Origin of the sequence: Pseudomonas syringae pv. tomato str. DC3000 (genome assembly GCF_000007805.1) — a bacterium.
GTDB lineage: Bacteria > Pseudomonadota > Gammaproteobacteria > Pseudomonadales > Pseudomonadaceae > Aquipseudomonas > Aquipseudomonas avellanae.
The window spans coordinates 3518722-3531640 of record NC_004578.1 but is presented as its reverse complement, the minus strand read 5'-3'; the positions used below and the strand labels follow the sequence as shown (position 1 = coordinate 3531640).

Sequence of the window (12919 nt, the reverse complement as noted above, 5' to 3'; positions counted from 1 at the left end):
CAGGTCCGCTGAGGCTCTTTATAGCTCCGCTGAAGGCTCCAGTAACAGCGAGACAGCCGCCATCGCCTGTTCACGGCGTTGTTGCCAGTCGCCGCCGATCACTTGAAAGGTCTGATGATGGCGGGCCAGCCACTCCCGGCCGGCGTCGAAAAAGGCCTGACGCTCGCGCAGGTGGGGCTGGCAGCGCTGCCCGTCGCTGATCCATTCCACGCCTTCGGGGGACAGCAGCAGGTGCAGGTCGTAGGTTCTGCTCAGCAACTGCTGTTCGATCCACGCCGGGCAATCGCCGAACAGGGCGCGGCTCCAGAGCAGGTTGCTCAGCAAGTGCGTATCAAGAATCAGCAAGCGGGGCAGCGCAGTACGTGCGGCGTCTTCCCAGGCCAACTGACCCTGAGCAATAGCCGGAATATCAACGTAGGTCGTATCGCGGTCTTGTTGATCAATGAAGTGACGCACGTATTCGCCGACCAGAACCCCGCCGAACCGACGCTGTATTTCGGCCGAGAGCCAGCTCTTGCCGCTCGATTCCGGGCCGGTCAGCACCAACACTCTCATCGCGCCAGCACCAGATCGTTGCGCCATTCGCGCCAGCCCTGTACGGCCAGCAGGGTGAACAGCGCATACAATGCAGCGGTCAGGTACAGCTCTTTATAGACAAACAGACCGACAAAAATCACATCGAGCAGGATCCACAGCGGCCAGCACTGAACGCGCTTTTGCGCCATCCATACCTGCGCCACCAGGCTGAAACCGGTCAGGGCTGCGTCCAGCCAGGGCTGTACGGCGTCGGTGAAGTGCGCCATGCCTGCGCCCAACGCGACACTGATGACCGCGCCGACCGCCAGCCCGTTAACAACCGAACGGCCAGGCAGTACCGTGACCCTTTTGATCGGCAAGCCGTTGCCGTGGCGCGTCCACTGCAGCCAGCCATAGACCTGTAAACCGGCGTAAATCACCTGCAACAGCATGTCCGAATACAGCTTCACATCGAAAAAAATCCAGATGTAGATCACCACCATCACCAGCCCGATCGGCCAGCACCAGGGATTCTGCTTCACTGTCAGCCAGACTGCGATAACGCCGATGGCGGCAGCGAAGAGTTCAAGCCCGGACATGGCGGCTCCTTGGTTAGGTGTATGAGGGTTGTGAGCGTCAGGGCGGCGATTGTATGCGCTTCTTTGCGCGGCGGGGAGCTTGAGTTGTGTCAGGTGCAACGCCAGCAGGCGCGCTGCGTGCGGGTCTGCTAGCATTCCGCGCCTGGCACTCGCTCGACGCGCAGTTTCAAGCTCGCTGCAGGTTCAAGCTACGTTCAGGCGTGCGGCGGCATAGTGGCAACCATTTTTTACACAACAACATCAAACAGCGAGCCTGCGGCATCGCTTCATGGGGGAATGATGGATCTTTGGACCGCTGCTCAGGCGTTGATATTGGGTATTGTGGAAGGGTTGACGGAGTTTTTGCCGATCTCCAGCACCGGGCATCAGATCATCGTCGCCGACCTGATCGATTTTGGCGGCGAGCGTGCCATGGCCTTCAATATCATCATCCAACTGGGTGCGATTCTGGCCGTGGTCTGGGAATTTCGGCGCAAGATTCTCGACGTTGTTGTGGGCCTGCCCAAGCAGCAAGAGGCACAGCGTTTCACCCTCAACCTGCTGATCGCGTTCATGCCTGCGGTCGTATTGGGGGTGATCTTCGCCGACACGATTCACCACTACCTGTTCAACGCCATCACTGTGGCGACTGCGCTGGTGGTTGGCGGTGTAATCATGCTCTGGGCCGAGCGTCGGGTGCACACGGTGCGCACCGAGACCGTCGATGACATGACGTGGCGCGACGCGCTGAAAATCGGACTGGTGCAGTGTCTGGCGATGATTCCCGGAACATCGCGTTCAGGCTCGACCATCATTGGCGGCCTGCTGTTCGGTCTGTCACGCAAGGCGGCGACCGAATTCTCGTTCTTCCTGGCCATGCCGACCATGGTCGGTGCGGCGGTGTATTCGGGCTACAAGTACCGTGACATGTTTCGCCCGGACGACTTCGCGGTCTTCGCCATCGGCTTCATCACCTCGTTCGTCTTCGCGATGATCGCTGTTCGCGCGTTGCTCAAGTTCATCGCCACCCACAGCTACGCGGTGTTTGCCTGGTATCGGATTGCCTTCGGCCTGCTGATTCTGGCGACCTGGCAGTTTGGCTGGATCGACTGGGCGTCGGCCAAGGCATGACGACCACACGCCGCACTGGCGCGCCTGCCAGCCGGGGCAGGGCGCCCGTTCAGCAACTGCGCCTCAAGCTGGTGGTGTTTGCGCTGTTGTGCGCGCTGCCGGTCTACGGATCGGCGTTGCTGTGGGTCAGGCAGGGCATGATGGTCCCGGCAATTGCCCTGACGGTCATGAGCCTGTTTGCGTTTATGCTTTATCGCCACGACAAGCGCCAGGCCGGAAACGGCGGCCAGCGCACGCCGGAAAACGTTTTGCACACGGTCGAGTTGCTGGGCGGCTGGCCGGGCGCATTACTGGCGCAACAGGTGTTTCGCCACAAGACCCGCAAGGTGTCTTTTCAGGTCGTGTTCTGGCTGATCGTGCTGGTGCATCAGGCGCTGTGGATCGACTGGCTGTTTCTGGGCAAGCGGTTGTGGCAGGCGTTACCCTTTTTGCAGGCAGTGCCTTTTTTGCAGGCAGCGCCTCTATAACTTCAGGCCGATCTGCTTCACTTTCGACAGTTTGCCCACCACCAGTTGGTGCGAGCGGGTCAGCAGGTCGCGGACTTCTTCGTCACTCAGCGTATGCAGGTCTGCCACGCTGACCCAGTGTGCCCGCGCCAGATACGGCGCAGGACGTATGCCGGGCCGATCGACATAGCCCAGAAACAATTCCGGGTGGACCTTGAATGAGAGGTCCTGACCGGTCAGGTCCATGAGCGCGAACATCTTCTTTTCGACGATGGAAAACACCCGCACGCCGCCCCACTTGTAGTCCTCGCGCGCGCCGGGCAGGCTCAGGCAGAATCTGGCGATGTCTTCTTTGTACATGGAGTGGCCTCCTTGATCTGGCGTCGAACGCCAAGCTGTTCGATAGCCGCACGGATATTCGATCAGCGGATTGTATGCTGCCGCCACACTGATTAGTGTGCGGGTTTGCCTTTCTCTGGAGCCTCGTATGCCTGCTGTGCAACTCGCCGATGGTGAACTCAATTACCTGCTGGAAGGCCCGGCCGGTGCGCCGGTACTGGTGTTGTCCAATTCGTTGGGCACCGATCTGCACATGTGGGACAACCAGATTGCGGCGTTTACCGGTCATTTTCAGGTGTTGCGCTACGACACGCGCGGGCACGGTAAATCGGTGGTCAGTGAGGGCACTTACAGCATCGAGCAGAACGGTCGCGATGTTCTGGCGCTGCTTGATGCACTGGGCATTGGCAAGGCGTTTTTTTGCGGCCTGTCCATGGGCGGCCTGATCGGTCAGTGGCTGGCGATCAATGCAAGCGAGCGCTTGCAGCGGGTCGTGCTGTGCAACACGGCGGCAAAGATCGGCAACCCTGATATCTGGAACCCTCGTATCGACACCGTGCTGCGTGACGGGCAGGCGGCGATGGTTGCGTTGCGTGACGCCTCGGTCGCGCGCTGGTTCACTCCTGCGTTCGCACTCGCCGAGCCGGACCGGGTCGACACGGTTGTCGGCATGCTGGCTCGCACCTCGCCGCACGGTTACGCCGCCAACTGTGCAGCGGTGCGCGACGCCGATTTCCGTGAGCAGATTGCTTCGATCACGCTGCCGGTGCTGGTGGTCTGCGGCACTGAAGATGCTGTCACAACGCCTGCCGACGGGCGCTTCATGGTCGAGCGCATTCAGGGGGCGCAGATGATCGAACTGCACGCCGCGCACCTGTCCAGCGTCGAGGCCGGGGAGGCGTTTTCGGCGGCAGTGCTGGCGTTTTTGACTGCTGAGTAATCTGCAAGGCCCGAAAACCCGGTCTTGAGGCGCTTGCCACGGCGCTGCATACTCGCGGCTCTGAAAGCGAGGTGGCCGGGTGTTTGATCTCAACGATCTGTTTTATTTCGTCCAGGTGGTCGAATGCCGAGGCTTTGCGCCTGCCAGCCGCAAGCTCGGAATCCCCAAGTCCAAGCTCAGTCGACGCATTGCCGGACTGGAAGAGCGCCTGGGCGTTAGCCTGATTCATCGTTCGACCCGCAAGTTTGCCGTGACTGAAAGCGGTCGTGATTATTACGGCCATTGCGTGGCGATGCTGGTGGAGGCCGACGCTGCCGAAGAAGCCATTCAGCGTTCCAAATCCGAACCTCAGGGCAAGGTGGTTATCAGTTGCCCGCCTGCGATGGCAGCCATGGGCATCAATGAGGCCATTGCCGGTTTCATGGCGGCGCACCCCAAAGTGCAGGTGCACATCGAAAGCACCAACCGGCGTGTCGATCCGCTGATCGAGAACATCGATATTGCATTGCGGGTACGTTTTCCGCCGCTGGAAGACGACGGTCTGGTGGTCAAAACGCTGGGCCACAGCGCGCAACGGCTGGTTGCACACCCTGATCTGGCTGCGCTGCTCCCGGCTAACGCATCATTTGAAGCGTTAGCCAGGCTGCCGAGTCTTGATGTGACGTCTTCCACGCCGGAACATCGCTGGCTGCTGGAAAACGGACCGGGCCATTACGTCGAAGTGCGGCACGCGCCGCGGCTGGTCAGCTCGGACCTGGACGCTATCCTGCAAGCAGCTCTACAAGGTGTCGGTGTGGCGCAACTGCCGGAAATTCTGGTCAGGGAAGCCTTGCAGCAGGGCCGTATGGTGGAGCTGTTCGATGCGCATCGACCCAAGTGCGGCATTCTGCACGCAGTGTTCGTCTCGCGCCGGGGTCTGCTGCCCGCCGTCAGGGGCTTGCTGGATGCCTTCGAGAGCTCGTTCACGGAACTGACGCACAATCCAGAGTCGCTTTATTGTTCCTTACATAGAACGAACAGTCGCATTCAGGGCGACTAATCAAACATTACGATCACAGATAGGATACTCCTCACTTGGTCGCCCACCGGCGATACTCACTTGGGAAGCCCGTTATGAACATTCTGCACCTTGATTCCAGCATCCTCGGCGATCATTCCGCTTCGCGTCAGCTGTCCCGTGATGTTGTCGAGGCTTATAAAAGCACCCACGCCGATAGCCACGTGACCTATCGCGATCTGGCCAGCGAAGCCCTGGGGCATTTCTCTGCGGCCAGCCTTGCCGCAGCGGGCACTCCGGTAGAAGCACGTGATGCCGCTCAGCAGCAGGAAGTCGACAATAACGAAGCCACGTTGCAGCAGTTTCTCGACGCCGACGTGCTGGTGATCGGTGCGCCGATGTACAACTTCAGCATTCCGTCGCAGTTGAAAGCGTGGATTGATCGCATTGCTGTTGCGGGTCGCACTTTCCGTTATTCCGAAGCCGGGCCTGAAGGCCTGTGCGGCGGCAAGAAAGTCATTATCGTTTCCACTTCCGGTGGCCTGCATCAAGGGTTGCCAACCGGTGCAGGCCACGAAGAGCTGCTCAAGGCACTGTTTGCCTTCATCGGTATCACCGACCTGCAGTTCGTTCGCGCACACGGCCTGGCGTATGGCGAAGAGCCTCGCGCCAACGCCATGGCCGCCGCGAAGCAGCAGATCGAGAGCGAGCTGTTGGCCGCCTGATCGGTAGTCGCTTGAATAAAAAGCTCCACACTCGGCGCACGGTTTTGCTTCGGGTTGTGGAGTTTTTTTGTACGGGGCACGCTGGCTGCAACCTTGACAGCTTCCTTACAGGTAAACGGGCCATGACGGTATTAAACTGACGGCATTGCAGGGCGTTTTTTCAGCTTTTGCGAAACGGTTCAACACTGCGAAAAACAGCAGGGTGATTGTGGCCCGGCTTGTGCACTAATTCTGTTTTCAACACTCTCATCTGGGTGAGAACGGCGCGCTGGAGCAAGATGCTCGACACAAGCGCTTAACGGACTGTCCGGACCAGGTTTCCGGAATTGCAAAGGTTGGGCCTTGCCATGGTACGTCTTTGTGCAGTGATGCTGGTTTGCCTGCTCGATAGCCTGATTTCGGTGCACGCTCAGGCGGATGAAGCCTGGAGCGCGGGCTACCGCGCACTGAGTTTCCCCGACCCGCTGGATTCACAGCCCGTGCAGGCCATTGCGTTCTACCCCTCAACCGGCAGCGAACATCTGAGCATCATTCACGGCTACCGCGTCGAAGCCAGTGAAGATGCGCCGATTGCGATGGGCCGCTTCCCGTTGTTGCTGCTGTCCCACGGCAACACCGGCACGCCGCTGGCGCTGCACGATCTGGCAACGTCGCTCGCCCGCCAAGGCTTTGTGGTGGTGGCGGTGGTGCACCCCGGCGACAACGACCGTGATCACAGTCGCCTGGGCAGTTTGAGCAATTTGTATGGCCGCCCATTGCAGATCTCCGAAGCCATCAGCACCGCCTTGCTCGACCCCGTACTCGCGCCTTATCTCAATGCCCGTCAGGTGGGCGTGATCGGCTACTCCGCAGGCGGCGAGACCGCGCTGATACTGGCAGGCGCGCAACCTGACCTGCAGCGCCTGCGCCAATACTGCCTGGAACGCCCGACAGACCGTGACGCCTGCAAGACTCAGGGCGAGCTGGTTGCCGACCGGGATGACTTGCACGCCCAGGCTGACCCTCGGGTCGGTGCGCTGATGTTGATGGCACCGTTGAGCCTGATGTTTGGCCGTCACACACTGGGTGATGTCCATGTGCCGGTGCTGATGTACGCCGGCGATGACGATCAACTGTTGGCGCTCGACAGAAATGCCGAAGCGCTGGCGCGCAAGCTGCCACAGGCACCGGACTACAAGCTGTTGGCGGGGGCAGGGCACTTTGTCTTCATGGCACCGTGCAGTGACGAGCAACGCGAGGCCGCCCCGTTACTGTGCAACGACCCGGACGGTGTGGACCGCGAAGACATTCACCGCAACCTGAGTGCCGAAGCCGTGCGGTTTTTCAGCGCAGCACTCAATTCCGCCGATGCTGATCATTCAGGCATGCAAACTGCCCATCATCAGTGATGTGCAGCCTGTAGTCGGCATCAGCGACAGCCGCTCAGGCGTTCAGCGAGCTCAGGTAGTCGCCGAATCCGCCTCTGGCCTTGGAGTTCAGGCGCGTGCTAGTCGTCACTCTTGGGCGGCAGCTCCAGGCGATTCGCGCGCCGATCAGTTCCAGCTGGCGTACCAGATGGACATCTTCGTGGCAGGTCAGTGACGGAAACCCGCCCGCGCTGATGTAGGCAATCGAACTCACGCCCAGATTGGCCCCGTGAATGTGTCGATGACCATCACGTTGCTGGTAATGCTTAAGGTAAGCCGCCCGGGCGGGGGCCGAGATGTCATTGTTCCAGTCTCCGAGTGTGACGGTTCCGCATACGGCGTCGGCATCCAGTGCCAATTGCTCAGCCAGCCAGTCACTGGCCACGCTGCTGTCGCCATCGGTGCATGCGAGCCAGCGTGCGCCTCTGTCGAGCAGGAATGCAGCACCTTCAGCGCGTGCCTGCCCGACATTGCGTGCCGTCACTTCGAGAATCATCACGCCGTGCGCGCGTGCGATCTCAGCCGAGCGATCAGTGCAACTGTCGAGAACCACCAGCACTTCCACCTGCTCGCCCTTGAGGGCCGGGTGCGCGGCAGCCTGTTTTATCGTTTCGAGACACAAGTCGAGTAGCTGCTCTTCATTGTGCACCGGGATCAATATGCCGATCATCGGAGAATTCCTGTTCTGCCACGGAGGTTCCATCACGACTCCACAGGTCCAGCAGAAAATCCTGTTCGTGATGACTGAAAAGTCGGTGCATGGATAGCCGTTCGGCCAGGATCGCGTGGACCGCCTGCGCGTTCAGCGGGCAGCCCTCGATGTCCGGGCGCCAGTGACAGGCGAGCAGTTGGCCATCCGGCGACAGCGCCGCCAATGCGCAGTCGATCAGGCGATGCAGGTCAGCGGCGTCCAGGTAATAACCCAGTTCACTGAAGACGATCAGATCAAACTGCCCCGCCGGCCATTGGTGCGGCAAGCGGGCTTGCACAACTCTGGCATGGGGCACATCTGCCAGACGCTGGCGCGCCAGTTCGACTGCCTGGGTCGATGTGTCACAACACACCAGCATGTCGCAGCGTTCGGCAAGGTCGGCGCTGAGTTCGCCATTGGCGCAACCGGGCTCGAATATCGCCCTGTAGCGCTCGCGGGGCAGGGCGGCGAGCGTCAGGGCGCGCTTGCGTCGCTCGTACCAGCGCTGTTTGAACGCCCACGGGTCGTCGTTGTTGCGGAATAACTCATCGAAATAGCTGTCGGCGACGCTCATGTAAACACCACCTCAAAGGGTTGCAGCAGGCGCTCCAGAACAGCCTCGGGCAGTACCGGCGCCAAGCCGATGGCGGGGTCGCCCTGCAACTGACTGGTAAAAGCCTGAGCCGCACTGCGTTTGTGCGCGAGTGTCGTGGGGTCCAGCAACAGTTTGCGAGCACGATCCCAGGGCAAACGCTCGTCCTCGGGGTCAGCCCAGTGCCAGGCCCAGATCGGTACTTCGTGAAGCTGCGCGCCGGTTATGGCGCAGGCTCTGGCACTGGCGCGGCCGACGGCTTCATGATCGGGGTGGCCGTCGCCTGCCCAAGTGGCAAACACCACATCGGTGGGCCCCAACTGCTGGGCAAGAAACTCCACCAGCCGGTCTTCATGTTCGCCAAGCGTGCCATCTGCAAAGCCGCCTCTTGTCCAGGCGAGCTGTTCAAGGGGGATTTGGAGACGGTTCAGGGCTTGTGCGCTTTCCTGAGGACGGCAGTCTGCAAGGCGCTCGACAGGCCAGAGCGCCGAGCCCGGATGGCTGGCGGTGCCGTCGGTCACCGAAATCAGCAGCAGGTTGCGTTGCAGTTGCGCCAATTGGCTCATCAGGCCGCCGCAGCCAAGTATTTCATCATCCGGGTGCGGGGCGATGATCACCGCCCTGCAGTTGGGCGGCACCAGCAGGTCGGCGGTGATCGCCGGCAATGCGCCCAGTCTGGCCGAGGCATTCCAGGCGGCCAGCGGTGTGCCTTGGTCCGATGCGTTGTCGCTCACTACAAAGGCTTCACTCATGACCGTACACTTTCATACATGCACTCTCATAATGACCAGGGCCGGACAGCCTGCGACTGCTTGCCAGCCAACTGGCCCAGCGCCGCCAGATCCTGCTCGGCGTGGCTTTGTCGTAAAAAGACCGGCAGATCGGTAATCAATCGGGCGAAGTGCGGGTCCTTGCAGTAAGGGCCAGCGCCGACTGCGCGGCCTACATGTTGAATGACCAGCTCTGCGGACTGCTCGACATAGGCTCGGCAGCGCCGGGCCAGAATTTCAGCGGGTTCCGTCGGTGCCTGATCCAGGTGCACGGCAGCGGCACGCAGGACGTCAATTGCAGCGTGCAACGCCACGTCTACCGCGCCCAGATGGGCGAGGGCGTGCGGCTCTTCACGTTTGCCGATGTGCGCAAGCAGGCGCTGCGCAATGGAGCGGGACGCGCCATACCAGCAGGCTGCGATGCCGATGCCGCCGTGCCAGAAACCGGGTCTTTGCAGGTAGCCGCCGGGTGCGCCGACAAGCTGTCCGTCGGCATTCTCGAACACCACCTCGACGCTGCCCGTGGCACCCATGCCCACTGCACGCCAGCCATCTTTGGTGATGTGCACACCGGGTTGATCGAGGCGCACCGCAACCAGTTGCTGGCGATGCGCTTCGTCCCATACGGTGATCAATGCGTGGCTCAGGGCATTCGCGCCTGAGCACCAGGCCTTGCGGCCGTTCAGGCGAAGCGAATCGCCTTTGCCACTTAATGTCACCCGCGCCTGCGGCGGCTCTGCCGCCCACATGCCCCAGGTGCTGAATTGTTCGGGGGGCGGGGCACCCAGTTCGGCCATGATCGCCAATGCATCTGTGTGCCCCTCGTACAACTTGCACAACCCCAGGTCGTGGCCTGCCACGCAGGCCAGCGCCTGCCAGCGCTCAAGAGTCTGACCGCAGGCAGGCAGGGGGAGTTGGTCCAGACCTTCATTGACCAGTGCCTGCAAGCACTCGCCCAGCGCACGCGTATCGGCATAGCCATGCTTGCGCCAGTCGAGAAACTCACTCAAGGCATCAGTCATTGCTGATCTTCACGCTTGACTTCAAACAGCAGCAGCGAACGTGGGGTGACGGTGTAATGCGAACCGAACGCAAACTGCTCCTTGCTGCGTGCATCGTCCTGATTAGTGTCGATCAGGCACTCGTAATGGGTGCCTTCCGGTACTTGCGGCAAGGTGAAGTTGACGCCGTCATGGTGCGAGTTGACCACCAACAGCAGCGTGGCGTCGGCACCCGGACGACGAATGCCGGTTTCCTGCGCGCGGCCATCCATCAGCATGCCCAGGCAGCGGCCGTTGGCATCGTGCCACTGCTCGACACTCATTTCTTCGCCACTTGGCGCAAGCCAGGTTACGTCCTTGACGCCGATTTCTTCGTTGTAGTCGCCGACCAAAAAGCGGCTACGACGCAGGATAGGGTAGCTCTGACGCAACTTGATCACACGGGTGACGAACTTGAGCAGCGCTTCGCCGTCTTCGTCCAGGTCCCAGTTGATCCAGCCAATTTCACTGTCCTGGCAATAGGCATTGTTGTTGCCGTGCTGAGTGCGCGCGAATTCATCACCGGCAACGATCATCGGCGTGCCTTGAGCCAGCAGCAATGTGGCGAAGAAGTTACGCATCTGGCGCAGACGCAGGGTGTTGATTTCCGGGTCTTCGGTCGGACCTTCGACGCCGTGGTTCCAGGACACGTTGTTATTGCTGCCGTCCTGGTTGTTTTCGTCGTTGGCCTCGTTGTGCTTGTCGTTGTACGACACCAGGTCGTGCAGCGTGAAGCCATCGTGCGCAGTGATGAAGTTCACCGACGCCTGAGGGCGGCGACCGCGCTGGTTGAACATGTTGCCCGAAGCGGTCATGCGTGCAGCGAAGTCGGCCAGTTGGCCTTCGTCGCCTTTCCAGAAGGCCCGCACGGTGTCACGGAACTTGTCGTTCCATTCCATCCAGCCCGGCGGGAAGCCGCCCACTTGATAGCCACCCGGGCCGCAATCCCAAGGCTCGGCGACCAGTTTGACCTGACGCAGGACCGGGTCCTGACGGCACGCAACCAGGAAGCTGTGACGCTCATCGAAACCATCGTGGTAACGACCGAGAATGGTTGCCAGGTCGAAACGGAAGCCGTCGACGTGCATTTCCGACGCCCAATAACGCAGCGAGTCGGTGACCATCTGCAATACGCAAGGGTGGCTCAGGTCGAGGGTGTTGCCGGTACCGGAATCGTTGATGTAATAGCGTTTGTCGTCCGGCATCAGCCGGTAATATGAGGCGTTGTCGATACCGCGCATCGACAGGGTCGGACCCAGCTCGTTGCCTTCGGCGGTGTGGTTGTAGACCACGTCGAGAATGACCTCCAGGCCTGCATGGTGCAGGTGTGCGACCATTTCCTTGAACTCGGCGATCTTGCCGCTGGCCAGGTAGCGCGGGTCCGGGGCGAAGAACGCGATGCTGTTATAGCCCCAGTAGTTGGTCATGCCTTTTTGCAACAAATGCTGATCGTTGACGAACGCATGGATCGGCAGCAGCTCGACAGACGTCACGCCCAGCTTGCGGATGTGATCGACGACGGGCGCTGATCCCAGGCCTGCAAACGTACCGCGTAACTCTTCCGCGACCTCAGGGTGGCGCATGGTGATGCCGCGCACGTGGGTCTCATAGAAAATGGTCTTGTCCCACGGCGTACCGACGCGCTGATCGCGGCCCCAAGTGTAGGCCTCGTCAATCACCTTGCTTTTTGGCACGAACGGCGCGCTGTCGCGCTCGTCGAAGCTCAGGTCGCCGTCAGCATGGCCGATGGTGTAGCCGAACAACGCTTCCGACCATTTGAGCTCACCGACCAACTGCTTGGCGTACGGGTCGATCAGCAATTTGTTGTGGTTGAAGCGATGGCCGTTCTTCGGATCGTAAGGACCATAAACACGGTAGCCGTAAATCAGCCCAGGGTGAGCGTCGGGCAGATAGCCGTGGTAGATCTCGTCGGTGTATTCCGGAAGCTCGATACGCTCCAGCTCTACTTCACCGGTCGAATCGAACAGGCAGAGTTCGACTTTGGTGGCGTTGGCCGAGAACAGGGCGAAGTTTACACCCAGACCATCCCAGCTGGCACCGAGAGGGAAGGGAAGCCCTTCACGAATGCGCGTCGGGGTGCTGGCAGAACTGTCGTGCGAAGCGGAGCTTTCATCTGCCGCTGGAGTTGACTTCGTATTCATGGTGCCTTCCTGACGTCTAATGATTTTCTGAGCGGCCAAGACCGCTATCGAAGCCGCAGGGGCTCCAACATCGAAGATAAAGTATGGGGTTGCAGCAGGTCCCGTCTCTGGATCAGAGCGGGACCTGTAACAATGGACTGGCACCGAGCCAGAAGAGTTTCAAGAATTTGACGGCTTGCGCGGCTTCTTGGCAGCAGCAGGTTTGGCAGGTGCATCTTTTTTGGCCGGCGCATTGGACGCCGCCGCAGTTGCCGGTTTTGCAGCCGGCTTGGCCGCAGGCTTCGGAGCTGCTTTAGGCGCTGCCTTGGGTTTGCTGTCGGCCGCAGGCTTTGGCGCAGGAGCCGACTTGGCCACCGGCTTGGCCGCGCCTTTGGCAGGCGCCTTGGCGCTGTCTACCTCAGGCAGTTTCGGTTTGGTGGATTTGCGCACGGTGGACTTGTTGGGTGCCAGTGCCTCGGCCTCTGCCAGCTTGCGCGCCATTTCCCAGTGACGCTCATCATGACCGGAGGGTTTACCTTCCGATTCCCAGATCTGATAGGCAAAATCGCGAATTCTTTTTTCGTCTGCACTCATCTTGAGACTCCCA

15 protein-coding genes are annotated in these 12919 nt (G+C 60.6%); 6 read left to right on the top strand and 9 right to left on the bottom strand.

The genetic code is table 11. The annotated features are described in order from the left end of the window. Nucleotides 1-18 precede the first annotated feature (18 nt). Both PSPTO_RS16245 and pnuC read right to left on the bottom strand, forming a co-directional pair. Nucleotides 19-555, bottom strand: coding sequence for an AAA family ATPase (locus PSPTO_RS16245; RefSeq protein ID WP_007246313.1), 537 nt, complete (start codon nt 553-555; stop codon nt 19-21). Next, nucleotides 552-1115 carry a nicotinamide riboside transporter PnuC gene (gene pnuC / locus PSPTO_RS16240; RefSeq protein WP_005766257.1) on the bottom strand — a complete coding sequence of 188 codons (564 nt, stop codon included), beginning with the start codon at nt 1113-1115 and terminating at the stop codon, nt 552-554. Before pnuC ends, PSPTO_RS16245 begins: the two co-directional genes overlap by 4 nt. A 279-nt stretch (nt 1116-1394) precedes the next feature. Here pnuC and PSPTO_RS16235 point away from each other — a divergent pair, with 279 nt between their 5' ends. Further along, a complete protein-coding gene (locus PSPTO_RS16235) occupies nt 1395-2225 on the top strand; it encodes an undecaprenyl-diphosphate phosphatase (RefSeq protein WP_005766254.1) in 831 nt (276 codons plus the stop codon). Further along, nucleotides 2222-2692 carry a DUF1294 domain-containing protein gene (locus PSPTO_RS16230; RefSeq protein WP_007246312.1) on the top strand — a complete coding sequence of 157 codons (471 nt, stop codon included), beginning with the start codon at nt 2222-2224 and terminating at the stop codon, nt 2690-2692. Before PSPTO_RS16235 ends, PSPTO_RS16230 begins: the two co-directional genes overlap by 4 nt. Here the strand turns inward: PSPTO_RS16230 and PSPTO_RS16225 are convergent. Further along, nucleotides 2687-3031: an MmcQ/YjbR family DNA-binding protein gene (locus PSPTO_RS16225; RefSeq protein WP_007246311.1), complete on the bottom strand. Its 345-nt coding sequence runs from the start codon at nt 3029-3031 to the stop codon at nt 2687-2689. The genes PSPTO_RS16230 and PSPTO_RS16225 overlap by 6 nt on opposite strands. 127 nt (nt 3032-3158) lie before the next feature. Here PSPTO_RS16225 and pcaD point away from each other — a divergent pair, with 127 nt between their 5' ends. The 4 genes from pcaD (at nt 3159) to PSPTO_RS16205 (ending at nt 7060) form a co-directional block, all read left to right on the top strand. Next, entirely contained in the window at nt 3159-3950 is a 792-nt protein-coding gene (gene pcaD, locus PSPTO_RS16220; RefSeq protein ID WP_011104401.1) for a 3-oxoadipate enol-lactonase, read from the top strand. A gap of 79 nt (nt 3951-4029) precedes the next feature. Next, nucleotides 4030-4989, top strand: a complete 960-nt coding sequence (locus PSPTO_RS16215) for a LysR family transcriptional regulator (RefSeq protein ID WP_005766247.1) — start codon at nt 4030-4032, stop codon at nt 4987-4989. Nucleotides 4990-5063: 74 nt separating this feature from the next. After that, nucleotides 5064-5672: an FMN-dependent NADH-azoreductase gene (locus PSPTO_RS16210; protein WP_007246309.1), complete on the top strand. Its 609-nt coding sequence runs from the start codon at nt 5064-5066 to the stop codon at nt 5670-5672. 347 nt (nt 5673-6019) lie between these two features. Next, complete coding sequence (locus PSPTO_RS16205) at nt 6020-7060, top strand: alpha/beta hydrolase family protein (protein WP_046463775.1); 1041 nt, start codon at nt 6020-6022, stop codon at nt 7058-7060. A gap of 34 nt (nt 7061-7094) precedes the next feature. Here PSPTO_RS16205 and PSPTO_RS16200 read toward each other — a convergent pair whose 3' ends face one another. From PSPTO_RS16200 to PSPTO_RS16175, 6 genes are all read right to left on the bottom strand, one after another. Further along, entirely contained in the window at nt 7095-7748 is a 654-nt protein-coding gene (locus PSPTO_RS16200) for a glycosyltransferase (RefSeq protein ID WP_011104399.1), read from the bottom strand. Beyond that, on the bottom strand, nt 7717-8343 hold the full coding sequence (locus tag PSPTO_RS16195) for an SAM-dependent methyltransferase (RefSeq protein WP_007246306.1): 627 nt from the start codon (nt 8341-8343) through the stop codon (nt 7717-7719). The genes PSPTO_RS16200 and PSPTO_RS16195 overlap by 32 nt, the downstream gene beginning before the upstream one ends. Then, entirely contained in the window at nt 8340-9113 is a 774-nt protein-coding gene (locus PSPTO_RS16190; protein ID WP_005766237.1) for a PIG-L deacetylase family protein, read from the bottom strand. Before PSPTO_RS16190 ends, PSPTO_RS16195 begins: the two co-directional genes overlap by 4 nt. A gap of 26 nt (nt 9114-9139) precedes the next feature. Beyond that, nucleotides 9140-10153: an acyl-CoA dehydrogenase family protein gene (locus PSPTO_RS16185; protein WP_005766234.1), complete on the bottom strand. Its 1014-nt coding sequence runs from the start codon at nt 10151-10153 to the stop codon at nt 9140-9142. After that, on the bottom strand, nt 10150-12333 hold the full coding sequence (glgX, locus tag PSPTO_RS16180; protein WP_005766232.1) for a glycogen debranching protein GlgX: 2184 nt from the start codon (nt 12331-12333) through the stop codon (nt 10150-10152). Before glgX ends, PSPTO_RS16185 begins: the two co-directional genes overlap by 4 nt. A 159-nt stretch (nt 12334-12492) precedes the next feature. Then, nucleotides 12493-12906: a DUF2934 domain-containing protein gene (locus PSPTO_RS16175; RefSeq protein ID WP_011104398.1), complete on the bottom strand. Its 414-nt coding sequence runs from the start codon at nt 12904-12906 to the stop codon at nt 12493-12495. Nucleotides 12907-12919: the final 13 nt, after the last annotated feature.

Excerpts from the sequence above, each read along its gene's own strand:
- PSPTO_RS16175 (WP_011104398.1), bottom strand. The coding sequence starts at position 12,906 with ATGAGTGCAGACGAAAAAAGAATTCGCGATTTTGCCTATCAGATCTGG.
- PSPTO_RS16205 (WP_046463775.1), top strand. The coding sequence starts at position 6,020 with ATGGTACGTCTTTGTGCAGTGATGCTGGTTTGCCTGCTCGATAGCCTG.
- PSPTO_RS16210 (WP_007246309.1), top strand. The coding sequence starts at position 5,064 with ATGAACATTCTGCACCTTGATTCCAGCATCCTCGGCGATCATTCCGCT.
- PSPTO_RS16190 (WP_005766237.1), bottom strand. The coding sequence starts at position 9,113 with ATGAGTGAAGCCTTTGTAGTGAGCGACAACGCATCGGACCAAGGCACA.
- PSPTO_RS16235 (WP_005766254.1), top strand. The coding sequence starts at position 1,395 with ATGGATCTTTGGACCGCTGCTCAGGCGTTGATATTGGGTATTGTGGAA.
- PSPTO_RS16185 (WP_005766234.1), bottom strand. The coding sequence starts at position 10,153 with ATGACTGATGCCTTGAGTGAGTTTCTCGACTGGCGCAAGCATGGCTAT.
- PSPTO_RS16225 (WP_007246311.1), bottom strand. The coding sequence starts at position 3,031 with ATGTACAAAGAAGACATCGCCAGATTCTGCCTGAGCCTGCCCGGCGCG.
- pnuC (WP_005766257.1), bottom strand. The coding sequence starts at position 1,115 with ATGTCCGGGCTTGAACTCTTCGCTGCCGCCATCGGCGTTATCGCAGTC.
- PSPTO_RS16200 (WP_011104399.1), bottom strand. The coding sequence starts at position 7,748 with ATGATCGGCATATTGATCCCGGTGCACAATGAAGAGCAGCTACTCGAC.
- PSPTO_RS16230 (WP_007246312.1), top strand. The coding sequence starts at position 2,222 with ATGACGACCACACGCCGCACTGGCGCGCCTGCCAGCCGGGGCAGGGCG.
- glgX (WP_005766232.1), bottom strand. The coding sequence starts at position 12,333 with ATGAATACGAAGTCAACTCCAGCGGCAGATGAAAGCTCCGCTTCGCAC.
- pcaD (WP_011104401.1), top strand. The coding sequence starts at position 3,159 with ATGCCTGCTGTGCAACTCGCCGATGGTGAACTCAATTACCTGCTGGAA.
- PSPTO_RS16245 (WP_007246313.1), bottom strand. The coding sequence starts at position 555 with ATGAGAGTGTTGGTGCTGACCGGCCCGGAATCGAGCGGCAAGAGCTGG.
- PSPTO_RS16195 (WP_007246306.1), bottom strand. The coding sequence starts at position 8,343 with ATGAGCGTCGCCGACAGCTATTTCGATGAGTTATTCCGCAACAACGAC.